Origin of the sequence: Achromobacter denitrificans NBRC 15125, from assembly GCF_001571365.1 — a bacterium.
In the GTDB taxonomy this organism is placed as follows: Bacteria; Pseudomonadota; Gammaproteobacteria; order Burkholderiales; family Burkholderiaceae_B; genus Achromobacter; species Achromobacter denitrificans.
Genome location: NZ_BCTQ01000036.1, coordinates 20,181 through 42,896, shown reverse-complemented (window position 1 = coordinate 42,896; position 22,716 = coordinate 20,181). Strand labels below are relative to the sequence as shown.

The 22,716-nt window shown below is 66.9% G+C and carries 28 protein-coding genes; 3 read left to right on the top strand and 25 right to left on the bottom strand.

The window, feature by feature from the left end:
* Positions 1 to 20: 20 nt before the first annotated feature.
* Positions 21 to 1,409 (bottom strand): cytochrome b, encoded by a 1,389-nt coding sequence (locus ADE01S_RS24445; protein ID WP_062684339.1) that lies wholly within the window; start codon positions 1,407 to 1,409, stop codon positions 21 to 23.
* Between the two features lie 74 nt (positions 1,410 to 1,483).
* Positions 1,484 to 2,125: a ubiquinol-cytochrome c reductase iron-sulfur subunit gene (gene petA, locus ADE01S_RS24440; RefSeq protein WP_062684338.1), complete on the bottom strand. Its 642-nt coding sequence runs from the start codon at positions 2,123 to 2,125 to the stop codon at positions 1,484 to 1,486.
* 140 nt (positions 2,126 to 2,265) lie between these two features.
* Between petA and mscL the strand changes: the two genes are divergently transcribed.
* A complete protein-coding gene (gene mscL / locus ADE01S_RS24435; RefSeq protein WP_062684337.1) occupies positions 2,266 to 2,712 on the top strand; it encodes a large conductance mechanosensitive channel protein MscL in 447 nt (148 codons plus the stop codon).
* Between the two features lie 96 nt (positions 2,713 to 2,808).
* Here the strand turns inward: mscL and ADE01S_RS24430 are convergent, their stop codons facing one another.
* The gene (locus ADE01S_RS24430) at positions 2,809 to 3,570 is read right to left on the bottom strand and encodes an aldolase (protein WP_062684336.1); all 762 of its coding nucleotides are present in this window, start codon (positions 3,568 to 3,570) and stop codon (positions 2,809 to 2,811) included.
* 146 nt (positions 3,571 to 3,716) lie between these two features.
* Here ADE01S_RS24430 and ADE01S_RS24425 point away from each other — a divergent pair, with 146 nt between their 5' ends.
* Positions 3,717 to 4,745, top strand: coding sequence for an AraC family transcriptional regulator (locus tag ADE01S_RS24425; protein ID WP_062684335.1), 1,029 nt, complete (start codon positions 3,717 to 3,719; stop codon positions 4,743 to 4,745).
* A 26-nt stretch (positions 4,746 to 4,771) separates the two neighbouring features.
* Here the strand turns inward: ADE01S_RS24425 and ADE01S_RS24420 are convergent, their stop codons facing one another.
* The 3 genes from ADE01S_RS24420 to ADE01S_RS24410 all read right to left on the bottom strand — a co-directional run bounded on the left by ADE01S_RS24420 (position 4,772) and on the right by ADE01S_RS24410 (position 7,914).
* A complete protein-coding gene (locus tag ADE01S_RS24420) occupies positions 4,772 to 6,103 on the bottom strand; it encodes an MFS transporter (RefSeq protein ID WP_062684334.1) in 1,332 nt (443 codons plus the stop codon).
* Positions 6,104 to 6,149: 46 nt separating this feature from the next.
* A complete protein-coding gene (locus tag ADE01S_RS24415; protein WP_062684333.1) occupies positions 6,150 to 6,776 on the bottom strand; it encodes a glutathione S-transferase family protein in 627 nt (208 codons plus the stop codon).
* Positions 6,777 to 7,137: 361 nt separating this feature from the next.
* The gene (locus tag ADE01S_RS24410; protein WP_062684332.1) at positions 7,138 to 7,914 is read right to left on the bottom strand and encodes a Nif3-like dinuclear metal center hexameric protein; all 777 of its coding nucleotides are present in this window, start codon (positions 7,912 to 7,914) and stop codon (positions 7,138 to 7,140) included.
* Between the two features lie 19 nt (positions 7,915 to 7,933).
* On the opposite strand from ADE01S_RS24410, the gene ADE01S_RS24405 reads away from it, so the two are divergent.
* On the top strand, positions 7,934 to 9,094 hold the full coding sequence (locus tag ADE01S_RS24405; protein WP_062684331.1) for a trypsin-like peptidase domain-containing protein: 1,161 nt from the start codon (positions 7,934 to 7,936) through the stop codon (positions 9,092 to 9,094).
* A gap of 25 nt (positions 9,095 to 9,119) precedes the next feature.
* Here ADE01S_RS24405 and ADE01S_RS24400 read toward each other — a convergent pair whose 3' ends face one another.
* From ADE01S_RS24400 to ADE01S_RS24310, 19 genes are all read right to left on the bottom strand, one after another.
* The gene (locus tag ADE01S_RS24400) at positions 9,120 to 9,488 is read right to left on the bottom strand and encodes a helix-turn-helix domain-containing protein (RefSeq protein WP_062684330.1); all 369 of its coding nucleotides are present in this window, start codon (positions 9,486 to 9,488) and stop codon (positions 9,120 to 9,122) included.
* Positions 9,489 to 9,564: 76 nt separating this feature from the next.
* Positions 9,565 to 10,356: a twin-arginine translocase subunit TatC gene (tatC, locus tag ADE01S_RS24395; RefSeq protein WP_062684329.1), complete on the bottom strand. Its 792-nt coding sequence runs from the start codon at positions 10,354 to 10,356 to the stop codon at positions 9,565 to 9,567.
* Positions 10,353 to 10,871 (bottom strand): Sec-independent protein translocase protein TatB, encoded by a 519-nt coding sequence (tatB, locus tag ADE01S_RS24390; RefSeq protein WP_062684328.1) that lies wholly within the window; start codon positions 10,869 to 10,871, stop codon positions 10,353 to 10,355. Before tatB ends, tatC begins: the two co-directional genes overlap by 4 nt.
* A 72-nt stretch (positions 10,872 to 10,943) precedes the next feature.
* Entirely contained in the window at positions 10,944 to 11,174 is a 231-nt protein-coding gene (gene tatA / locus ADE01S_RS24385) for a Sec-independent protein translocase subunit TatA (RefSeq protein WP_062684327.1), read from the bottom strand.
* Between the two features lie 14 nt (positions 11,175 to 11,188).
* Positions 11,189 to 11,557 (bottom strand): histidine triad nucleotide-binding protein, encoded by a 369-nt coding sequence (locus ADE01S_RS24380; RefSeq protein ID WP_062684326.1) that lies wholly within the window; start codon positions 11,555 to 11,557, stop codon positions 11,189 to 11,191.
* A gap of 17 nt (positions 11,558 to 11,574) precedes the next feature.
* The gene (locus ADE01S_RS24375; protein ID WP_062684325.1) at positions 11,575 to 11,925 is read right to left on the bottom strand and encodes a phosphoribosyl-ATP diphosphatase; all 351 of its coding nucleotides are present in this window, start codon (positions 11,923 to 11,925) and stop codon (positions 11,575 to 11,577) included.
* Positions 11,922 to 12,326, bottom strand: a complete 405-nt coding sequence (gene hisI / locus ADE01S_RS24370) for a phosphoribosyl-AMP cyclohydrolase (protein WP_062684324.1) — start codon at positions 12,324 to 12,326, stop codon at positions 11,922 to 11,924. The genes ADE01S_RS24375 and hisI overlap by 4 nt, the downstream gene beginning before the upstream one ends.
* 243 nt (positions 12,327 to 12,569) lie before the next feature.
* Complete coding sequence (gene hisF, locus ADE01S_RS24365) at positions 12,570 to 13,388, bottom strand: imidazole glycerol phosphate synthase subunit HisF (protein ID WP_062684323.1); 819 nt, start codon at positions 13,386 to 13,388, stop codon at positions 12,570 to 12,572.
* On the bottom strand, positions 13,385 to 14,125 hold the full coding sequence (hisA, locus tag ADE01S_RS24360) for a 1-(5-phosphoribosyl)-5-[(5-phosphoribosylamino)methylideneamino]imidazole-4-carboxamide isomerase (protein WP_062684322.1): 741 nt from the start codon (positions 14,123 to 14,125) through the stop codon (positions 13,385 to 13,387). The genes hisF and hisA overlap by 4 nt, the downstream gene beginning before the upstream one ends.
* A 54-nt stretch (positions 14,126 to 14,179) precedes the next feature.
* Positions 14,180 to 14,875: an imidazole glycerol phosphate synthase subunit HisH gene (gene hisH, locus ADE01S_RS24355; protein ID WP_062684321.1), complete on the bottom strand. Its 696-nt coding sequence runs from the start codon at positions 14,873 to 14,875 to the stop codon at positions 14,180 to 14,182.
* A gap of 33 nt (positions 14,876 to 14,908) precedes the next feature.
* A complete protein-coding gene (gene hisB / locus ADE01S_RS24350; RefSeq protein ID WP_062684320.1) occupies positions 14,909 to 15,496 on the bottom strand; it encodes an imidazoleglycerol-phosphate dehydratase HisB in 588 nt (195 codons plus the stop codon).
* A 1-nt stretch (position 15,497) separates the two neighbouring features.
* Entirely contained in the window at positions 15,498 to 16,586 is a 1,089-nt protein-coding gene (hisC, locus tag ADE01S_RS24345) for a histidinol-phosphate transaminase (protein WP_062684319.1), read from the bottom strand.
* A complete protein-coding gene (gene hisD / locus ADE01S_RS24340) occupies positions 16,583 to 17,887 on the bottom strand; it encodes a histidinol dehydrogenase (RefSeq protein ID WP_062684318.1) in 1,305 nt (434 codons plus the stop codon). Before hisD ends, hisC begins: the two co-directional genes overlap by 4 nt.
* A gap of 54 nt (positions 17,888 to 17,941) precedes the next feature.
* Positions 17,942 to 18,616 carry an ATP phosphoribosyltransferase gene (gene hisG / locus ADE01S_RS24335; protein ID WP_062684317.1) on the bottom strand — a complete coding sequence of 225 codons (675 nt, stop codon included), beginning with the start codon at positions 18,614 to 18,616 and terminating at the stop codon, positions 17,942 to 17,944.
* A 151-nt stretch (positions 18,617 to 18,767) separates the two neighbouring features.
* Positions 18,768 to 20,036 carry a UDP-N-acetylglucosamine 1-carboxyvinyltransferase gene (murA, locus tag ADE01S_RS24330; RefSeq protein WP_062684316.1) on the bottom strand — a complete coding sequence of 423 codons (1,269 nt, stop codon included), beginning with the start codon at positions 20,034 to 20,036 and terminating at the stop codon, positions 18,768 to 18,770.
* Entirely contained in the window at positions 20,036 to 20,281 is a 246-nt protein-coding gene (locus ADE01S_RS24325; RefSeq protein ID WP_043545032.1) for a BolA family protein, read from the bottom strand. Before ADE01S_RS24325 ends, murA begins: the two co-directional genes overlap by 1 nt.
* Before the next feature lie 5 nt (positions 20,282 to 20,286).
* Entirely contained in the window at positions 20,287 to 21,099 is an 813-nt protein-coding gene (locus tag ADE01S_RS24320; RefSeq protein WP_062684315.1) for an ABC transporter permease, read from the bottom strand.
* Positions 21,096 to 21,905, bottom strand: coding sequence for an ABC transporter ATP-binding protein (locus ADE01S_RS24315; protein WP_062684314.1), 810 nt, complete (start codon positions 21,903 to 21,905; stop codon positions 21,096 to 21,098). Before ADE01S_RS24315 ends, ADE01S_RS24320 begins: the two co-directional genes overlap by 4 nt.
* A gap of 170 nt (positions 21,906 to 22,075) precedes the next feature.
* Positions 22,076 to 22,705, bottom strand: a complete 630-nt coding sequence (locus ADE01S_RS24310) for an MlaC/ttg2D family ABC transporter substrate-binding protein (protein ID WP_062684313.1) — start codon at positions 22,703 to 22,705, stop codon at positions 22,076 to 22,078.
* Positions 22,706 to 22,716 lie beyond the last annotated feature (11 nt).

The following is a 22,716-nucleotide window of genomic DNA, read 5'->3' as shown; positions in this document are numbered from 1 at the left end:
CAGTCCGTTATCTGGTGGGCTCAGTGGGCGTGGAACGTAACGCGCTCGGGCACTTTCTTGAAGGTGCCAAGGCGGCTCCAGACCGGCATCAGGAAGAAGAATGCCAGGTACAGCAGCGTGCCGATCTGCGACGTGATGTTCAACGGCGGACTGGGCGGCTGCGTACCGATGTAGCCGAGCACCAGGAAGTTGACCATGAAGATGCCGTAGATCCACTTGTGCCAGGTGGGGCGGTAGCGGATCGACTTGACCGGGGAATGGTCCAGCCAGGGCAGGAAGAACAGGATGACGACCGTGCCGCCCATGGCGACCACGCCCCAGAACTTGGCGTCGATCGCGCGCAGCAGCACGGCCACGACGATCAGGATGCCGGGGACGGCGATGCGCATGAAGCCCTTCAGGTTGCTCTTGACGAGCAGCGCGATGGCGCCCAGCACGGAAGCGCCCGCCAGCACCCAGGTGAATTCGTCGGTGGTGGCGCGCAGCATCGAGTAGAACGGCGTGAAGTACCAGACCGGAGCGATGTGCGGAGGCGTCTTCAGGGAGTCGGCGGGGATGAAGTTGTTGAACTCCAGGAAGTACCCGCCCATTTCCGGCGCGAAGAACACGATGAACGCGAACACCAGCAGGAAGCCCGCCACGCCCATCAGGTCATGCACCGAGTAGAACGGGTGGAACGGGATGCCATCCTTCGGGCGGCCGTACTTGTCCTTCGGACCCTGCTTGATCTCGATGCCGTCCGGGTTGTTCGAGCCGACCTCGTGCAGCGCCACCAGGTGGGCGGCGACCAGGCCGACCAGCACCAGCGGAATCGCGATGACGTGGAAGGCGAAGAAGCGGTTCAACGTGGCGTCCGACACGACATAGTCGCCGCGGATCCAGATCGACAGCTCGGGACCGATGAAGGGAATGGCCGCGAACAGGTTCACGATCACCTGGGCGCCCCAGTAGGACATCTGGCCCCAGGGCAGCAGGTAGCCGAAGAAGGCTTCCGCCATCAGACAGAGGAAGATCGCGACGCCGAAGATCCACACCAGTTCGCGCGGCTTGCGGTAGGAACCGTAGAGCAGCCCGCGCAGCATGTGCAGGTACACGACGACGAAGAACATCGACGCGCCGGTGGAGTGCATGTAGCGCACCAGCCAGCCCCACGGGACTTCGCGCATGATGTATTCGACGGATTGGAACGCGCGTTCGGCATCCGGCTTGTAGTGCATGACCAGGAAGATGCCGGTCACGATCTGCAACACCAGCACCAGCAGGGCCAGTGAACCAAAGAAATACCAGAAGTTGAAATTCTTCGGTGCGTAGTATTCGGACAGATGGGCTTTCCAGGTGGAGGTCACCGGGAAGCGCCGGTCCAGCCAGCCCAACAGGCCTGTCGTCTCGACGGTTTTCTCGCCAGCCATGTAACGGCTCCTTCTCTCACGTGGCGTAATGCGGATTTACTTACGTAATTTCGGGAAAAAGCGCGACGCGAGCGTCAGGCCTTGTTGTCTTCATCGACGCCCACGATGATGCGGGTGTCGCTGAGATACTGGTACGGCGGGACTTCGAGGTTGTCGGGAGCGGGCTTGTTCTTGTAGACCCGGCCGGCGAGATCGAATGTGGAACCGTGGCACGGACAGAGGAAACCGCCCTGCCAGTTGGCGCCCAAGCCGCCGCCGCCGCCCGTTTCGAAGTGCGAGGTAGGCGAGCAGCCCAGATGGGTGCAGATGCCGACGCAGACGAAGATCTCGGGCTTGCGCGAGCGGCCTTCGTTTTCGGCGTATTTGGGCGTGAAGCCGGGGCGTTTGGAATCAGGATCGGCCAGCAAGGCGTCCTGGGTCTTCAGACCGGCGAGCTGTTCGGGCGACCGGTGGATGATCCATACCGGTTTCCCGCGCCATTCAACCGTCTTCATGGTGCCGACGGGAATGTCGCCGATATCCACTTCGACGGGGGCCCCGGCCGCGCGGGCTTTTTCAGAAGGAGAAAACGTGCTCACCAACGGTATTGCCGTTGCGACACCTGCTACGCCACCCACAGCACAGGCGGTGGTTACCCAGAAACGTCGCGAAGGATCGGGCGGCAGGTTTGGATCAACCGCACCGTCATCATCATGCACCAGCGTATCCTGACTCATCTTCCTATCCTTGTTGATGCGCCCGCTCTACGAGTAGCATCACTTCTGCGGCATCGGCTTCGCGGGAATATGTAACAACATAGCAACCGCGTATTATAGCGCCAGCCCACTGGGGGGCGTATCACGAAGGGAGTGCTTTTATGAGCAAAGCGACTGGTTTCGTCAAAGAATTCCGAGATTTCGCTGTAAAAGGCAATGCGGTGGACCTGGCTGTCGGTGTCATCATCGGCGCGGCGTTCGGCAGGATCGTCGATTCGCTGGTCAAGGACATCGTCATGCCGCTGGTCAATTTCGTGCTTGGCGGTTCGGTCGATTTTTCGAACAAGTTCCTGGTGTTGTCGATGCCGCAGGGCTATAGCGGCCCGATGACGTATGCCGATCTCACCAAGGCGGGCGCCAACGTCTTCGCCTGGGGGAACTTCATCACGATCATCATCAACTTCGTGTTGCTGGCCTTCGTGATCTTCTGGATGGTCAAGGCCATCTACAAGGCCCGCGTCAAGGCCGAAGAGGCGCCGGCCGCGCCCGCCGCCACGCCCGAGGACGTCGCCCTGTTGCGCGAAATCCGCGATTTGCTCAAAAAGTAAGCAGGATCTTTCCGGATCCGGCCTGCCGCGACCGCTCGCCAGGCTGGATTGCGGATTCGCAGGGCCCGGGATCGCGCGGATGCCGGGCCCCGGGTCTCACCCCGCCGCCATCCGCCGCTCCACGCGGCGCGCGAACATGGCGAAACTGGCGCGGACGATGCTCGGCTTGAGCAGGAAGTCATGGGATTCGGCGGCCAGCTCGTCGTTGACCGGCTGCACTTCCCCATAGGCCGCGGCGGCCAGCAGCTGATTGCGGGCGGCGCGCTCCATCAGCACCGCCAGGTACAGCGCTTCCTCCACGCCGGTCCCCGCGGCCAGGAATCCGTGGTTGGCCAGCAGAATGCACCGCTTGTCGCCCAAGGCCTGCGAGATGATTTCGCCTTCCTGGTCGGCGATGGGCAGGCCGGGCCATTCCTTCAGATGGGCGCAGTCGTTGTGGAACGGCGTGGCGTCCATGTGCGACACCACCAGCGGCTTGCCGGTCATGGACAGGGTCGATACGTAGGGCGGGTGCGTGTGGATGATGCAGCGCACGTCGGGGCGCTGGCGGTATACCCAGAAATGGAAGCGCACGGCGGGGTTGGGCGTGCCCGGGCCGTCGAGCACCTCCATGTCCTCATTGATGCGGATGACCGAGGCCGGGACGATTTCGTCGAACGCATGGGCCAGGGGCGTGGTGAGGAAGGTGCCGTCGTCGTTGCGTACCGTGATCTGGCCCGCCAGCGTTTCCGAATGGCCTTCGCTGGCGAGGATGCGGCAGCTCAACGCCACTTTCTCCTTCTCGTCCCAGTTTCCGAAGTCGAGCTTGTTCGCGGAGCGCGCGAAGAAGGCGTCGGAATGGGCTTGTTTGTCTAGCATGGGGTCTCCTTGGGGATAATGGCTCATTACACGCTCGTCTCAGTTCCGTTCAATTGACCGATCCCGAACGCGGGTTGACTCAATGCGACAGGAGCGGAGGCGCTTTCCCGGCCGTCGCAGGCCGGCCCGACCGAGTGTTCCGAGCAATGCCACGCGCCAGCCCCACGACGACTCCCCCCGCCCGGCCTGCCTGGTCCGAGGCCGATCTCAACTTCGCGCCGCAGTTCCGCCCCTTCTACGCGCAGGAGATATCCGGCTACGAGCGCGAGCTGGACAAGCTGGTCCTGCCGGGAGAATTCCGGGCGCTGACGGCGCAGCCGAGACTGCAATTGCAGGCCTGTAGGCTGCGCGCCGGCGGACTGGTGGTGAGCCTGGAGGCCACGCCGATAGGCGTGCATCACCGCGCCGAGCACGCCGCCGATTTGTCGCGCGCGGAATTCCTCGCGAGCTTCGTGATCGCGGGGCATGGCGCCATCGTGCAGAACGATGCCCGGCTGGCCCTGGAACCCGGGGACATCATCTTCCGCACGACCGCGCTGCCCTCCGAGATCCAGATGTACACGGACTCGCGCCTGGTGGTGGTCAAGGGGCCGCTTTCGCGCCTGCTCGGCTCGCACAGCCTCGCAATGTCGCAGTTCACCGCGCAGCGCGCGGTGGCCAGCCTGCCGATGGTGCAGACGGCGCATCGCTGCCTGCATCACGTGTTCTTCGACAAGGCGGAGTCCAATCCCACCTCGTCGCTGTTTGCCGAGCAGGCGCTCCTCGCCTTGCTGGCCTCGATCTACACCAGCCAGGCGCTGGAGAAGATACCGGGGGCGGCGCGGGGGCCGGCCGACAACTGGCAGGTGCTGGCCAGCTATATCGAAGCCCACATCACCGACCCGGAGCTCTCGGTGCAGGCGGTGGCGGACGTGCTGCGCGTTACGCCCCGCTGGGTGCACCGGCTGTTCAAGATGCGCGGGCTGCAATACACCAGCTACGTGCGCGAACGCCGCCTGCAGCTCGCGCGGGAAGCGCTGGAGGACCCGGCGCGGGCGAACGTCGAGGTCAAGGAGATCGCCGCGTCTTGCGGCTTCCAGCACGCGAGTCATTTCATCCGCCGTTTCCATGAGCGCTTCGGCATGCCGCCGGCGCTGTATCGCAAGACGACGAGCCGCGGTTCCGGCGGCGCGTAGCCCGCGCCGCGCGGAAGGCCGGCGTTTCAGCCGGGGCGCATGTCCTGGGGCGTGGGCTTCATGAGGAAGGCCGATGCGCCGGCGACCACGCCGAGAAACGCCAGGTAGATGCCGACAGGCAGGATGCTGTCGAACTTCTGCACGAGCGTGGCCGAGATCAAGGGCGCCAGGCCGCCTCCGATGGCGGCGGAGAACTGGACCCCGATGGACAGCCCGGAATAGCGCAGCTCGGGCGGGAACTGGACGCTGTAGAGGCGCGACTGCGGCGCGATCATGATCGCGTAGTTGAAGGCCATGGCGATGAAGACCGCGATGCTGTAGGCCGCGAGCGAACCGCTGCCCACCGCCAGGAAGATCGGGATGCCCATCACGCCCAGGAGCATCCCGCCCCAGCCGCAAACGCGGCGCGCGCCGATCCGGTCGCCCAGCAGGCCGAAGAGCGGGATGGTGAACACCAGCACGCCGGCGCCGTAGAGCAAGGCATGCAGGGCGTCCGCCCGCGCGAACCCCAGCCTGGACACGGCATAGGACACGGAGAACACGAGGAAGGTGTAGATGAGGGTCACCTCGGCGATCTTGCAGCCTATGCACAGCAGGAGCGACTTGCCGTGCGCGCGCAGCAGTTCGCGCAGGGGCAGCTTGTCGTCGAGGGATTGGCGGGCCTGCGCCTTCTCGCGCTTGACCTTCTCGAACTCCGGCGATTCGTCGATGCCATGGCGAATGAAGAGCCCGACGACGATGAGCACGGCGCTGCCGAGGAAGGGCAGGCGCCAGCCCCAGGAGAGAAAGTCCTCCTCGGGCAGGCTCGTCACCAGCGCGAAGGAGCCTACCGACAGCAGGATGCCCAAGGGCGCGCCCACCAGCGGCAGGCTGCCGAAAAGCGCCTTCCACTTGGGCGGCGCATGTTCGACCGCCATCAGCATGGCGCCTCCCATCTCGCCGCCGAACGACAGCCCCTGTCCGATACGCAGCACGACCAGCAGCACCGCGGCCGAGATGCCGATCTGTTCATAGGTCGGCAACAGGCCGATGAGCACGGTGCATATGCCCATCAATAACAGGCTCAGCGTCAGCATCGACTTGCGCCCGATGCGGTCGCCGAAGTGGCCGAATATGAGCCCGCCGATGGGCCGGGCCAGCATGCCGCTGGCGAAAGCGCCGAAGGCAGCGAGCGTGCCGGTCACCGGATCGAACTGCGGAAAGAACAGCTTGTTGAATACCAGCGCGGCGGCCGTCCCGTAGGCGAGGAAGTCGAAGGCTTCCACGGCGGTGCCGACCACGGTGGCGACGGCCACGCGGAACAGGTTGGGTTTCTTGCTGGTCCCGGAAATGGGTTCTGCTGCCTGAATGGCTTCCATGTCTTCTCCCTTGTCTTTTGATTGGTTTTCCGTTGCCGCGCGCGGCTTATGCGCCCGGCGGCACATAGCCCGGCAGTTGCCGGATGCGCGCGCGCCATGCGTCGATCGCCGGATAGGCCGACATGTCGATGGCTGCTTCTTCGGCCAGCGCCAGGTATCCGTAGCAGGCGATATCGGCCACGGTCGGGGTGCCGGTGCCGGCCAGCCAGTCGTGGTCCGCGAGGCGCCTGTCCAGTCGGCGCAGGACGCGGTCGGTGCGCTGCTGCATGCCCGGCACGTCGAGCAAGGCCTCGCTTACCCCCAGGTGGTGCGCGGCCTCGGCGTTATCGACCACGCGGGTCAGCCGCAGCGGTTGCAGGCTGTTGGCGATCTCGTTGGCGGATACCGATATCCAGGCGTGCATGGCCCCGACCCGGGACAGCGGCGCCAGCCAGGCGGGCGCGTAGTGATGGGCCAGATGGAGCAGGATGGCGTGGCTGTCCCAGAGGGCGAGGTCGCCATCGGTCAGCGCGGGAATCTGCTGAAACGCGCTGATGCGCTCGAATTCTTCCGTCTGATTCTTGCGCGCCAGCACATCGACGAAGTTGCTTCGATAGTCCTTGCCGATAAGCGCCAGAAAGAGCCGGACTTTGTAGCAATTGCCCGAGCGCGGGTGGTCGTGGAGTGTCAGCATTCTGTGTGATCCGGGAGAGGGAGCCTGGTCGGGAAAGGCCGGACCGCGGGCTGCTGGATCGAATGCTAGGGCGGCGAGCGCGCCTCGGAGTTGACAGGGAGAGAACCACGATTGACCAGGTGCGACGCCCCGCCGCCGCCTTGATCGCACCCCCTGGTTTTCCCGGAGCATCCGCCGCTCGTTTGAGCGCCAGGAAATGAAAACGCCCCTTTCGGGGGCGGATGGGGGCAGCAAGCACGCATGGCGCGCGCGGCGTGGGGGCCCCTTTTTCCGCCGGGCCGCCCCAAGGAAAAAGCGCCCCCTTGGGGGGCAGCAAGCACGCATCGCGTGCGCCGCGTGGGGGCCCTCCCTCTCCCTCGCTCTACGCGGGGTTGTCGATATCCACGAACTCGACGGTAATCCCGAAGCGCTCCGCCACGGCTTGTCCCAGCGCCTGGACGCCGTAGCGTTCCGTGGCGTGGTGGCCCGCGGCGATGAAGCCCACGCCGGTCTCGCGCGCCAGGTGCACGGTGGATTCGGACACTTCGCCCGTGATGTAGGCGCTGGCGCCCGCGTCGACCGCGTCGGACAGCATGCCTTGGGCCCCGCCCGTGCACCAGGCGACCTGCGCCAGCGGCTGGTCGGGATCGCCCACCACCAGCGGCTGGCGGCCCAGGCGCTCGGCGACGCGCTCGCCCAGCTGGCCCAGCGTCTGCAGGCCGGGGGCGTCGCCCAGCCAGACGAGGTTGTCCGCCCCACAGGTGCGCGGCGCGCCGTCCTCGCGCAGCGCCGGAGCCAGGCCCAGCACGCGGGCCAGCTGGGCGTTGTTGCCCTGCGTGGGGTGCGCGTCCAGCGGCAGGTGGTAGGCGTACAGGTTGAGATCGTTCTTGAGGGTCAGGGCCATGCGCGTGCGGCGCGTGCCGATGACGCGGCGGTCCTCGTTGCGCCACATCCAGCCGTGGTGCACCAGCACCGCATCCGCGCCGCGTTCGACCGCCACGCGCAGCAGGGCTTCGCTGGCGGTGACTCCGGCGATAATGTGTCCGATTTCCGGCCGGCCTTCCACCTGCAGCCCATTGGGGCAATAGTCCTTGAAGCGCGCCGCTTGCAGGGTGTCGTCCAGCCAATTGGCCAGGACGCGGGAGTCCACTTTACTCATTGCTAGTCCTATCAGAAACATGCGCCGATATTGGCTGATCTTCGCTCAGGCCGTCACGGTCTGCCTGGGTATTCTATTCGTGGTCACGACCCTGCGGCCCGACCTGCTGCGGCTGGCCGGCCCGGCGGCGGGGCCGCAGGCCGCCGCCGCGTCCGTCAGGCCGCCGGTCACCCGCAGCGCGGGGGTAGCATCCTATGCCGACGGCGTGGCCCGCGCCGCGCCGTCCGTGGTCAACGTATACACCACCAAGCATGTGAACGTGCCGCTGATCCCGCTGCCCGACGATCCGGTGCTGCGCCAGCTGTTCGGCCAGGTGCCCGGCGTGACGCGGCGCCAGGCCTCGACCAGCCTGGGCTCCGGCGTGATCGTGAACCAGGACGGCTACGTGCTGACCAATTACCACGTCGTGCAGGCCGCCGACGCCATCGAGGTGGCCCTGACCGACGGCCGCCGCGACGTGGCGAAGGTGGTGGGCGCGGACCCCGACACCGATCTCGCCGTGCTCAGGCTGGCCACCTTGCGCGCCCTGCCCGCCGCCACGCTGGCGCCCGACCGGGGCCTGCGCGTGGGCGACGTGGTGCTGGCCATCGGCAACCCGTTCGGCGTGGGGCAGACCACGACGCAGGGCATCGTGTCGGCGCTGGGGCGCAACGGGCTGGGGCTGAATACCTACGAGCATTTCATCCAGACCGACGCGGCCATCAATCCGGGCAACTCGGGCGGGGCGCTGATCGACGCCGCCGGCAACCTGGTGGGCATCAATACCGCCATCTATTCCGAATCCGGCGGATCGATGGGCATCGGCTTCGCCACGCCGATCGAAATCGCGCGCAAGGTCATGGACGAGATCGTCAGGACCGGGGGCGTGAAGCGCGGCTGGCTGGGCGTGGAGCCGCAGGATGTGACGCCGGAACTGGCGCGCGCGTTCGAACTGGACCGCAATACGACGGGCGTGATCATCGCCGGCGTGATGCGGGATGGGCCCGCCGCGCGCGGCGGCCTGCGCGTGGGCGATATCGTCCAGTCGGTCAATGGCAAGCGCATGGCCGACACCACCAGCCTGTTGTCCGAGATCGCGCAGTTGCCGCCCGGCCAGCGGGCCACGCTGGGCATCCTGCGCGGCGGCAAGCCGGTGGAGCTGGCGGTGGTGGTGGGCACGCGTCCGGGCAAGCCTCGCTGAGGCCGGCGCACTGCTCGCGCGAACCCTAGGTGGCGGGGCCCTTCACCATCAGGCGCACCGCCTGCAGCACGGCCTTCTTCGTGCTTTCGGGTTGTTGGTGCAGCAGCGCGCGGATTTCGGTGAAGTAGCCGTCGGCGGCCTCGGCCGGCGGGTGGGCGCCGCCGGGCGCCGCGGCCGCTGCGCTGGGCACCACGCCGTCGGTCAGCCATGGCACGGAGGTGTCCAGCGCGCGGGCCAGGCGTTGCAAGGTGATCCGCGAGGGCGAGTAGCAGTCTTCGCGGGTGAGGATCCGGTGGATGCAGGACTGCGGCACGCCGGAGATGCGCGCCAGTTGGTTCTGGCTTTTGATGCCGCGCCACCGCATCAGGGTGTGCAGCCGTTGGGCGAGTGACATGGCTGCAATTTAGGTTTGCGGCCTGTGGCTCACAACGTGAAACGGTCCTGCTTGAAAGCGGGACCGTCGGGATGGCTTACTGGCGCTCGGTCAGGGAACCGGAGCCGGCGTCGTCCGCCGCGTCCGGCTTGGGCGTGACCATGCGGGCGCAGATCAGGCCGATCTCGTAGAGCAGGCACAGGGGCACGGCCAGCATGAACTGGCTGACCACGTCGGGCGGGGTGACCACGGCGGCGATGATGAACGCGCCCACCACCACGTAGCCGCGGGCGGACTTCAGCTTGGACAGCTCGACTACGCCCATCTTCACCAGCAGCACGACCGCCACGGGCACTTCGAAGGTGATGCCGAACGCCATGAACATGGTCATGACGAAGCTGAGATAGGCCTCGATGTCCGGCGCCGGGGTGATGGACTGCGGCGCGAACGTGGCGATGAAGTGGAACACCGTGCGGAACACCACGAAATAGCAGAACGCCATGCCCGCGATGAACAGGAAGGTGCTGGAGACGATGAGCGGCAGCGCCAGGCGCTTTTCGTGCTTGTACAGCCCCGGCGCCACGAAAGCCCAGGCCTGGTACAGCACCACGGGCAAGGCCACGATGAACGCGGCCATCATGGTGACCTTCACGGGCACCATGAACGGCGTGATGACGCCGGTGGCGATCATGCGCGTGCCTTCCGGCAGCGAGGCCAGCATGGGCTGGGCCAGCACGTCGTAGATGGCCGACGCGCCGGGGTAGATGAACAGTACGATGAACACGCCGACCACGGCCGCGACGGCGCGCAGCAGTCGGGTGCGCAACTCGACCAGGTGGGAGATGAAGGTCTCCTGCTGGCCTTCTTCTTGGGAGGCGTCCTGGGTCACGTCGGTGTTCCGGAGGGCGAGACGGGCTTGGCCTCGTCGGCCTTGGGCGCGCTGGGCGCCGGGGCGGGTTGCGGGGCAGCGGAGGCCGGCACGGGCTCGGCCACCGGCGGAAGATCCAGGTCCAGGCTGTGGTTCTGGCCGGGCGGGGCGATGGTGCGAGCGGCCTCGGCGGGCGTTTCCCCGGCGACCTCGGGCGTGGCCTTGCCGCTGGCGGCGCGGGCGACTTCGTCGAGTTCGGCGCGGAATTGCTGCACCGGTTCCTGGAGCGAGGCTTGCGTCTCGTTCAGGGACTGCTGCACGCCCTGGGCGGCATCTTCCATTTCGTTCTTGAACTTGCGCAGTTCGTCGAGTTCGATCTCGCGCTGGATATCGGACTTCACGTCATTGACGTAACGTTGCGCGCGCCCGAGGAGGTGGCCGACGGTGCGGGCCACCTTGGGCAGGCGTTCGGGTCCGATGACGATCAAGGCGACGACGCCGATCACCATCAGTTCAGTGAGGCTGACATCAAACATTCGACGGCCGCTTGGAAGTTGATGCGAAGAGGGCCGGCCCGGTCAGGGCGGGCCCGGGAGACAGGCGGAGGCTCAGGAGTTGGATTTTTCCTTGGCCTGCACGTCGATGGTTTCGCCGGAGACGCGCTGCTGCGCGATCGGTTCCGCCGGCTTGTTGTCGCCGTTGGCGTCCTTCATGCCTTCCTTGAAACCCTTGACCGCTCCGCCGAGGTCCGAACCGATGTTGCGCAGCTTCTTGGTGCCGAAAATCAGCGCCACGATGACCAGAACGACCAACCAGTGCCAAATGCTGAAACTACCCATGATGTTTCTCCGAATTACGCGGTGGGGGCCACGCGCCCTTTCCAGGGGCGCGAGCCGCCAATGATGTGGAAATGCAGATGCGGGACTTCCTGGCCGCCTTCGACGCCGGAGTTGATCATGATGCGAAATCCGCCATCAGGGCCTGGCCGGCAACCGTTTTCGGCGGCGAGCCGCGGCGCCAATGACATCATTCTACCCAACCAACCTGCGTCCTCGCCCGTAATATCCTGCATGGATGTGACATGACGTCGAGGGATGAGCAACAAATGTACCGGCGCGGCCGGATTGATATCGTGGAACGCAACAAAATCCTCGTCTTCATAGACCTTCTTGGACGGGATATCGCCAGCGGCGATCTTGCAGAAGATACAGTTGTCGCTCATTTTCCGGGTTTCCGTGGTCAGTCTTGCGGGCGGCTGGCCTTCTCCGCCAGGCCCGACATCCCTTCGCGGCGGGCCAGTTCGGCCAGCACGTCTTCGGGACGGAGGTTGAAATGGGTCAGCGCGACCAGGCAGTGGAACCACAGGTCGGCGGTTTCGCTGACGATGCGGTCCGGCACGCCGTCCTTGGCGGCCATGACCAGCTCCGTGGCTTCTTCGCCGATCTTCTTCAGGAAGGCGTCGGGCCCCTTGGCCAGCAGCTTGGCGGAATAGGAGGCCTGCGGATCGCCGCCATTCTGGGGGAGGCGGGTTTCCAGGGTGTCGGCGATGCGCGCCAGGATCTCGGCGGCGCTAGCGGCTTGGTCGGTCATTTGTAGATCAGTTCGGGGTCTTTGAGCACGGGGTCCACCGTGACCCAGGTGGCCTGGTCGGTCTGGCCTTCCAGGCGGCGGTAGAAGCAGCTGGCGCGGCCGGTATGGCAGGCGATGCCGCCTTCCTGGTGCACCTTGAGCAGGATCACGTCGCCGTCGCAGTCCAGGCGCAGTTCATGCACCTGCTGCACATGGCCGGATTCCTCGCCCTTGCGCCACAGGCGCTGGCGCGAGCGCGACCAGTACACGGCGCGGCCGGTGGCCGCGGTCTCGGCCAGCGATTCGCGGTTCATCCAGGCCACCATCATGATCTGGCCGTTGTCGGCGTCCTGCGCGATGGCGGGGATCAGGCCGTTTTCGTCGAAAACGACGTCGGCCAGCCAGGCGGGTTCGTTGCTCATTTCTCTATCCATAGTCCCGCGCGCAGCACCCAAAACCAGCGCGGCGCGATCCATAATCTTACGGCAATACCTTGTTGCACGCGTAAACCGCCCCAAACCGGGGTGTTCCACCGCTTCCGTGCATTCGAAGGCCATCCCGTCATCATCAAACGATGCGCCATCAGCCTGGCCGCGCGGAGCCGGCTTTGCCGGTCCGCAGCGGCGCCCCCCCGGGGGGAAGCGCCGAAGGCGCTCCGGGGGGGGTCACAACCTTACAGGGATGCCCTGTTCAGCCATGAAGCGCTTGCATTCGCCCACGGTGTGCTGGCCGAAGTGGAAGATGCTGGCGGCTAGGACGGCGCTGGCGCGGCCGGCGGTGACGCCATCGGCCAGATGCTGCAGGGAGCCCACGCCGCCCGAGGCGATGACGGGCACCGGCACGGCGTCCGAGACGGCGCGCGTGAGTTCCAGGTCGAAACCGGACTTGGTGCCGTCGCGGTCCATGCTGGTGAGCAGGATTTCGCCGGCTCCATAGGCGGCCATGCGGCGCGCCCAGGCCACGGCGTCCAGCCCGGTGGCCTTGCGGCCGCCATGGGTGAAGACCTCCCAGCGGGCGGGCTCGCCCGCGGCCGACACGCGGCGCGCGTCGATCGCCACCACCACGCATTGCGAGCCGTGGTAGTCGGAGGCGGCGCGGACCAGCTCCGGATTGGCCACGGCCGCGCTATTGATGCTGATCTTGTCGGCGCCGGCGTTGAGCAGGCGCTGGATGTCGGACACCTGGCGCACGCCGCCGCCCACCGTCAGCGGGATGAAGACCTGCGAGGCCACCTGCTCGATGATGGGCAGGATGAGATCGCGGCCGTCGCTGGTGGCGGTGATGTCCAGGAACGTGAGTTCGTCGGCGCCCTGCTCGTTGTAGCGGCGGGCGATTTCGACGGGGTCGCCCGCGTCTGCCAGGTTGACGAAGTTCACGCCCTTGACCACCCGCCCGGCAGTGACGTCGAGGCAGGGGATGATGCGGCGGGTCAGCGCGCTGGGGGCCGGCGCGCTGGTGCCGGTGGTGCTGCTGGAGTCGGTCATTTTGCCAATTCGTCGGCGCGGGCCTGCGCCGACTGGAAGTCGAGCGTGCCTTCGTAGATGCTGCGGCCCAGGATGGCCCCTTCGACCCCCTCTTCCTCGACGGCGCACAGGGCTTCGATGTCCTGGATGCCGGCGATGCCGCCCGAGGCGTAGACGGGGATGCGCACGTGCTGGGCCAGGCGGACCGTGGCTTCGACGTTGACGCCCGACAGCATGCCGTCGCGGCCGATGTCGGTGTAGATGATGGCTTCGCAGCCGTAGTCCTCGAACTTCTTGGCGAGATCGAGCACGTCGTGGCGGGTCAGCTTGCTCCAGCCGTCGGTGGCGATCTTGCCGTCGCGGGCGTCCAGGCCGACGATGATCTGGCCCGGGAAGGCGCCGCAGGCGTCTTGCAGGAAGCCGGGGTTCTTGACCGCGGCCGTGCCGATGATCACGTAGGAGATGCCTGCGTCGAGGTAGCGTTCGATGGTGTCGAGGTCGCGAATGCCGCCGCCGATCTGCACGGGGATATCGTCGCCCACGGCGTCCAGGATCGCCTTGATGGGAGCTTCGTTCTTGGGTTTGCCGGCGACGGCGCCGTTCAGGTCGACCAGGTGCAGGCGGCGGGCGCCTTGGTCCAGCCAGCGGGTGGCCATGGCGGCGGGGTCTTCGGAGAACACCGTTGCATCGTCCAGGTCACCCTGGCGCAGGCGCACGCAGCGCCCGTCTTTGAGATCGATGGCGGGGATCAGCAGCATGGTGGGCAGCGAGAAAAATATGGGTTGAATGGGCGGGCGGGCGCAGGCCAGGGCCTACGGCTGCCAGTCTACAAAATTGCGATACAGGCGCAAACCGTGCTCGGCGCTCTTTTCGGGGTGAAACTGCACCGCGAAAATGTTAGCTGCCGCCACTGCGCAGGTAAAGGCGACGCCATAATCGGTTTCACCAACGGTCAGGTCGGGATCCGCCGGGTCGGCGTAGTAACTATGGACGAAATAGAAGTGCGTTTCGTCCGGAATGCCGGCCCAGATAGGATGAGAGCGCGTCTGGCGGACTTTGTTCCATCCCATGTGCGGCACTTTGAGGCGCTCGGAGGCGGTGTCGGCCAGCCCCGCGGCGCCGGTGTCGGCCAGGCAGGCCTCGTCGGCGGCCAGCGGGTCGGCGAAACGCGGGCCCGAAAAGCGGCGGACCACGCCGGGAAACAGGCCCAGGCAGGCCGTGCCGCCTTCCTCGCTGGAGTCGAACAGCATCTGTTCGCCCACGCAGACGCCCAGCAGCGGCTTTTCGCGCGCGGCGCGCACGACGGCCTCGCGCAGGCCGGATTCATTCAGGGTGCGCATGCAGTCCGCCATCGCGCCCTGCCCCGGGAATACGACGCGGTCGGCCGCGGCGATCTCCTGGGGCTGGTTGCAGATGCGGACGTCCGCGTCGGGGGCGGCGTACTTCAGGGCGCGGGCGACGGAATGGAAATTGCCCATTCCGTAGTCGACGATGGCGATAGTGGTCACTTCTTTCTGCCTGGAGCGGTGGGATCGCGAACGTTACAGCACGCCTTTGGTGGAGGGCACGACGTCGCCCATGCGCGGGTCGACTTCCAGCGCCATGCGCAGGGCGCGGCCACAGGCCTTGAACACCGTTTCCGCCTGGTGGTGGGCATTGAAGCCGCGCAGATTGTCGATGTGCAGCGTGATCAGGGCGTGGTTGACCAGGCCCTGGAAGAATTCGCGGGTCAGGTCCACGTCGAAGTCGCCGATGCGGGCGCGGGTGAACGGGATGTGGTATTCGAGGCCGGGACGGCCCGAGAAATCCACCACCACGCGCGACAGCGCTTCGTCCAGCGGCACGTAGGCATGGCCGTAGCGGCGCAGGCCGGCCTTGGTGCCGGCGGCGCGGGCGATGGCCATGCCCAGCGTGATGCCCACGTCTTCCACCGTGTGGTGCGCATCGATATGCAGGTCGCCCTCGGCCTTGATGTCGAGATCGATCAGGCCATGGCGCGCGATCTGGTCCAGCATGTGGTCCAGGAAGGGGACGCCGGTGTCGATCGTCTGCTTGCCCGTGCCATCGAGGTTGATGGCCACGCGGATGCGGGTTTCGTTGGTGTTGCGGGTGATCTCTGCGGTACGCATGTTAAGCACTCAAAATCGCTTGCAAGGCGGATAGCAAGGCGGCGTTTTCAGCCGGGGTGCCCACCGAGATGCGCAGGCAATTGGCCAGTAGCGGATGGGCATTGGAGAAGTTGCGAATCAATATTTTGCGCGTTTTCAGCGCAAGATGCACGGCGTTGCCGTCCAGCTTGCCGGAAAAGCGGGCAAGTACGAAGTTTCCGGCGGAAGGGAATACCCGTACGTCGGGCAATTGGGCCAGGGCGGCCGCCAGCGGCTCGCGGTCGGCGCGCAGCCGGGCCGCCTGTTCGTCCAGCACCGCCTTGTGGCGCAGCACGGCCGACAACGTGGCCTGGGTCAGCACATCCAGGTTGTAGGGCGGACGCACCTTGTCCAGTTCGGCGACCCAGGCGGGGTGGCCGGCCAGGTAGCCGAAGCGCAGGCCGGCCAGGCCGATCTTGGACACCGTGCGCATCACGACCACGTTGGGCGCGTCCAGCACCTGGGGCATCCAGGTGCTGCCGGCGAACGGCTGGTAGGCCTCGTCCAGCACCACCAGCCCGGGGGCGGCGGCGATGATGGCCTGGATGGCGTCATCGGGCCACAGGCCGCCGGTGGGGTTGTTGGGCACGGCCAGGAACACCACCTTGGGCTGATGCTCGCGGATGGCCGCCAGCATGGCGGGCAGGTCCAGGGCCAGGTCTTCGGTCAGCGGCACGCCGACGAAGCGGGCGTGGTCGAAACGCGCCGCCATGTCGAAATACACGAAAGAGGGCCAGGGCGACAGCACGGTGTCGCCGGGGTTGCAGCAGGCCTGCACGACCAGATGGATGAGTTCGTCCGAGCCGTTGCCGAACAGCACGTCCGCCGCGTCCGGAACGCCGAAGGCCGTCTTGATCTGGCCCTTCAGGGCCGACAGGTCGGCCGCCGGGTAGCGGTTCAGCGGGGTATCGCGCACGCTGCGGGCAATGTCCTCGCGCACCGCCTCCGGCAGCTCGTAGGGGCATTCCATGGCATCCAGCTTGATGCAGCCTTCGGCGTGCGCCACGGGATAGGCGGTCAGCTCGCGGATGTCCGCGCGGACGATGCTGGCGATGCGGCCGGCGATGCTCATGGCTTGTCGATCCGGTACTGGGCGCTGGCGGCGTGCGCCTGCAGGCCCTCGCCCAGCGCCAGTTCGGCGGCGATGCGGCCCAGCTGCTGGGCGCCCTGGTGCGAAACCTGGATCAGGCTGGAACGCTTCTGGAAGTCGTACACGCCCAGCGGCGACGAGAAGCGCGCCGTGCGCGAGGTGGGCAGCACGTGGTTCGGGCCGGCGCAGTAGTCGCCCAGGGCCTCGGAGCTGAAGCGGCCCATGAAGATCGCGCCGGCGTGGCGGATCTGCGCGGTCCATTTCTCCGGCTGCTCGGTGGAGATCTCCAGGTGCTCGGGCGCGATGTCGTTGGCGATGCGGCAGGCTTCTTCCAGGTCGCGGACCTGGATCAGGGCGCCGCGGTTGGCCAGGCTGACCCGCAGGATGTCGGCGCGCGGCATCGTGGGCAGCAGCCGGGCGATGGCAGCCTCGACTTCTTCGATGAAGGCGGCGTCGGGGCACAGCAGGATGGATTGCGCGAGCTCGTCGTGCTCGGCCTGCGAGAACAGGTCCATGGCGATCCAGTCGGCCGGCGTCTTGCCGTCGCAGATGACCAGGATTTCGCTGGGGCCGGCGATCATGTCGATGCCGACCACGCCGAAGACGCGGCGCTTGGCGGCGGCGACGTAGGCGTTGCCCGGGCCGACGATCTTGTCCACGGCCGGCACGGTGGCGGTGCCGTAGGCCAGCGCGCCCACGGCCTGCGCGCCGCCGATGGCGAACACGCGGTCCACGCCGCCGATGGCGGCGGCGGCCAGCACGATGGGGTTGCGCACGCCGTCGGGCGTGGGCGTGACCATGACCAGTTCCTGCACGCCCGCGACCTTGGCCGGGATGGCGTTCATCAGCACCGACGACGGGTAGGCGGCCTTGCCGCCCGGCACGTACAGGCCCACGCGGTCCAGCGGCGTCACCTGCTGGCCCAGCATCGTGCCGTCGGGCTCGGTGTAGGTCCAGGTCTCGGCGCGCTGGCGCTCGTGGTAGCGGCGCACGCGGTCGGCGGCGGCTTCCAGCGCTTCGCGCTGCGCGGCCGGCAGCGCGGCCAGGGCCGCATGCCAGTCGGCCTTGGGGATCTCCAGCGTCGCGGCGGAGGCGCCGGGCATGCGGTCGAAGCGCTGCGTGTACTCCACCAGCGCGGCGTCGCCGCGGGCGCGCACGTCGGCCAGGATGCCGGCCGCGGCGCGGTCGATGGACTCGTCCTCGGTGGCTTCGAAGGCCAGCAGCCTGGACAGGGCGGATTGGAATCCGGGATCGCGGGAGTCGAGACGATTGATCAGTGCCATGGCGTCATGGTGCAAAGCGGGTAACGGCCGCCGCGGCGTCGCGGCGGGCGGGGGTCAGGCGTTGCGGGCTGCGGCTCTTTCGAAGGCATCCAGCAGCGGTTGCAGGCGGTCGCCGCGGGTCTTGAGCGCCGCCTGGTTGACGATCAGGCGCGAGGAGATCGGCATGATGTCCTCGACCGCGACCAGGTCGTTGGCGCGCAGCGTGCCGCCGGTGGACACCAGGTCCACGATGCAGTCGGCCAGGCCTACCAGCGGCGCCAGCTCCATCGAACCATACAGCTTGATGATGTCGACGTACACGCCCTTGGACGCAAAGTGTTCACGGGCTGAGTGCACGTACTTCGTGGCCACGCGCAGCCGCGCGCCCTGGTGGACGGCGCCTTCGTAGTCGAAGCCGTTGCGCACGGCCACGGCCAGACGGCACTTGGCGATGTTCAGGTCGATGGGCTGGTACAGGCCGCCGGGCTGTTCCTTGGCATGCTCGATGAGCACGTCCTTGCCCGCGATGCCCAGGTCGGCCGCGCCGTACTGGACGTAGGTGGGCACGTCGGACGCCCGCACGATGATCAGGCGCAGGCCGGGATCGCTGGTCGGAAGGATCAGCTTGCGCGAGCTTTCCGGATTCTCGGACACCTCGATGCCGGCCTCGGCCAGCAAAGGCATGGTTTCTTCAAAGATCCGCCCCTTGGACAAAGCCAAGGTCAGGGGCGTGACGGGGGCATCTTTCATCGCTGAGCCGCCTCAAGATGAAAGCGCCCACTCGGGGGGCAGCAAGCCGAAGGCGCAGCGTGGGGGCCGCCTCGCCGCAGGGCCGCCCCAAGGCGGGGCAGCCCCCTCGGGGGGCAGCAAGCCGAAGGCGTAGCGTGGGGGCTATTACTTTTCATGCCTGTTCCTTGCCGGTGACGCGTTGGATGTTCGCGCCCAGGGCGCGCAGTTTCACTTCCATCTGGTCGTAGCCGCGATCCAGGTGGTAGATGCGGTCGACCAGGGTTTCGCCCTCGGCGGCCAGGCCGGCGATGACGAGGCTGGCCGAGGCGCGCAGGTCGGTGGCCATGACGGTGGCGCCGGACAGGCGCGGCACGCCGCGCACGAAGGCGGTATGGCCGTCGATGTCGATGTCCGCGCCCATGCGGCGCAGTTCCTGCACGTGCATGTAGCGGTTCTCGAAGATCGTTTCGACGATCACCGAGGTGCCCTCGGCCACGGCGTTCAGCGCCATGACCTGGGCCTGCATGTCGGTGGCGAAGCCGGGGTATTCGTGCGTGCGGAATCCCACGGCGCGGGGCCGCGAGGACATGGCGCCGCGGATCCAGTCGGGGCCGGTTTCGATGGTGAGGCCGGCTTCCGTCAGCTTGTCCAGGGTGGCGCCGAGGATGCCGGCGTCGGCGTTGCGCAGGACGATGTCGCCGCCCGCCGCGCCCACGGCGCACAGGAAGGTGCCGGCCTCGATGCGGTCGGAAATGACGCGGTGTTCGGCGCCATGCAGCCGGTCGACCCCGTCGATCACGATGCGGTCGGTGCCGTGGCCCTGGATGCGGGCGCCCATCTTGATGAGCAGTTCGGCCAGGTCCACGACCTCGGGTTCGCGCGCGGCGTTCTCCAGCACGGTCCGGCCCTCGGCCAGCACGGCCGCCATGAGCAGGTTCTCGGTGCCGGTGACGGTGACCATGTCGGTGCGCACGGAGGCGCCCTTCAGGCGCTTGGCCCGCGCCACCACGAAGCCGTGCTCGATGCTGATCTCAGCGCCCAGCGCGGCCAGGCCCTTGATGTGCTGGTCTACGGGACGCTGGCCGATGGTGCAGCCGCCGGGCAGGCTGACGCGGGCTTCGCCGAAGCGCGCCAGCAGTGGGCCCAGCACCAGGATCGAGGCGCGCATCGTCTTGACCAGGTCGTACGGGGCTTCCAGATTGTCGACCTGGTCTGCCCGCAGCGCGACCACGCCGTCGGCGCCGCGCTCTGCGCGCACGCCCATGCGGCCGAGCAGGCGCAGCATGGTGGCGGTGTCGTTCAGGTGCGGAACGTTGGACAGCGACAGCGCATCGGCCGTCAGCAGGCTGGCGCACAGGATGGGCAGGGCCGAGTTCTTCGCGCCGGAGATGGAGATCTCGCCGTGCAGCGGCGAGCCCCCGGTGATGCGTAATTTATCCATCACTGCCCTGCCTGGCGGTATTCGTCGGGCGTCAGGGTGCGCATCGAGAGAGCGTGGATCTCGGCCTTCATGCGGTCGCCCAGGGCGGCGTACACCAGTTGGTGGCGCTGGATGAGGCGCTTGCCCTCGAAGGCGGCGCTGACGATGACGGCGTCGAAATGGGAGCCGTCGCCTTGCACGTCGAGATGTTCACAGGGCAGGCCGTCAGCGATGTATTGGCGGACTTGCGCGGGAGTGGGAAGCATGGACGTCAATTCCTGAGTTTGTAGCCGCTGGCCAGGAGCCGCAGGGCGTAAAGCGATAGCGCGAGGAACACCCCCGTCACCACTGCCAGGCTGCGCCAGGGGGAGACGTCCGACACCGAGAAGAATCCGTAGCGGAAACCGTCGATGGTGTAGAAGATGGGGTTCCAGTGGGACACGCTCTGCCAGAAGGCGGGAAGCGTGTGGATGGAATAGAACACACCGGACAGGAACGTCGCCGGCATGATCAGGAAGTTCTGGAAGGCGGCGAGCTGGTCGAATTTCTCGGACCACAGGCCCGCGATCAGGCCCAGCACGCCCATGATGCCACAGGCCAGCACGGCGAACACCGCCAGCCACAGCGGATGCGCGGGCACCAGCGACACGAAGAACAGCGCCACCACCCAGACGCACAGGCCGACCGCGAGGCCGCGGACGATGGCCGCCAGCACGTAGGCGGCGAAGATGTCGCGGTGCGACAGCGGCGGCAGCAGCATGAACACGAGGTTGCCCGTGATGCGGCTCTGGATGAGCGAGGACGACGGGTTGGCGAACGCGTTCTGCAGCATGCTCATCATCATGAGCCCGGGGATCAGGAACGCCGTGTAGGGCACGCTGCCGTACACCATGACGCGCCCTTCCAGCACGTGCGCGAAAACCAGCAGGTACAGCAGCGCCGTGATGACGGGCGCGGCGATGGTCTGGAAGCTGACCTTCCAGAAGCGCAGCAATTCCTTGCGCAGCAGGGTGGGAAAACCGGAACCCGCGTCCAGGCGGGGCTGCACCAGCGGCTGGCTGGCGCTCGCGGTGGGCTGGGTCATGACGAGATCTCTTCGGGTTGCAGGGCGGCGGTGACGGGTTCGTCCTGGTGCATGATGCGGACGAACGCGTCTTCCAGGTCCACGCCGCCCACGCGGGCCAGCAGGGCCTGCGTGGTGTCCAGCGCCACGATGCGCCCGCCCTTGAGCATGGCGATCCGGCCGCACAGCGCTTCGGCTTCTTCCAGGTAGTGGGTGGTGAGCATGATGGTGTGGCCGGCCTTGTTCAGGCGCGAGATGAATTCCCACAGCGTGCGCCGCAGGTCCACGTCCACGCCGGCGGTCGGTTCGTCCAGCACGATCACGGGGGGGCGGTGCACCAGCGCCTGCGCCACCAGCACGCGGCGCTTCATGCCGCCGGACAGCGCCCGCATATTGGAATTGGCCTTGTCCGCCAAGCCCAGGTTGAAGAGGATTTCGTCGATCCAGTCGTCGTTCTTGCGCAGGCCGAAATACCCGGACTGGATGCGCAGGGTTTCGCGCACCGTGAAGAACGGGTCGTAGACCAGCTCCTGAGGCACTACGCCCAGCGCGCGCCGCGCCGACTTGTAGTCGGCCACGACGTCGTAGCCACAGACCGTGGCGCGGCCCGAGCTCGCGTGCGCCAGGCCGGCCAGGATCGAGATCAGCGTGGTCTTGCCGGCGCCGTTGGGGCCGAGCAGTCCGAAGAACTCGCCGTGCTCGATGTTCAGGCTGACGTTGTCCAGCGCCTGGAAGCCGGCGCCGGGCGCGCGGCCGAGCAGCTTCCGCCAGCCGCTTTGGCGCGGGGAGTAGATCTTGGAGACGTTTTCTAGACTGACGGCGGACATGACGGCGGGAATTGGCCCGAAAAGAGCGAATCGTTCATTATATAAGCGCCCCGCGGCGGGACGCGGCGATGGCCCCGCGGTCCGTATGGATGGACGCTTTATCTGTCCCCGAAATAATCGGCCCGGCGGGCCTCATGGGGCGCGCCGGGCCGGAATAGCCTGGAGGGGAATCACTGGTTGCGCTGGTTCAGCGCCTGGATCAGGCCGTCGATGCCGTTCTGGTTGATCTGCTGGGCGAACTGGTTGCGGTAGTTCTCGATCAGCCAGATGCCTTCGACGTTCATGTCGTAGATCTTCCAGCCCTGGGTGGTCTTTTCCAGGCGGTAATCCACGCCGGTCGGCTGTCCGTTGGACTGGGTGATGAGGGTGCGAACGACCACGTCGTCGGCCTTGGGATCGCCGCGGAACGGCAGCATGCGCACGGTGGTGCTGGGCGTGACGCGGGTCAGCGCGCCGCTGTAGGTGCGCACCAGGGTGCCGCGGAAAGCCTCGGCCAGATCCGTGCGCTGTTGTTGGTTGGCCTGGCGCCAGTAGCGGCCGGCGGCCAGCCGCGTGGTCTTCTGGAAGTCGACGTAGGGCAGGATGTGGTCGTTGACGACCTGGTTGATCCGGGCGGTGTTGCCGGCCTTGACGGCGCCATCGGCCTTGAGCACGTCGAGGGCTTCGTTGGCCGCGGCCAGCACGAACTGGTCAGGCGGGCCGTTGGGATCGGGCTTGGCCTGCGCGGACGCGGTGGCCGCCAGCCCCAGGAGGCTCGCGAAAACCAGGCGCTGCAGCAGGGAAACAAAAAAAACTCGCATCAAAACTCCTT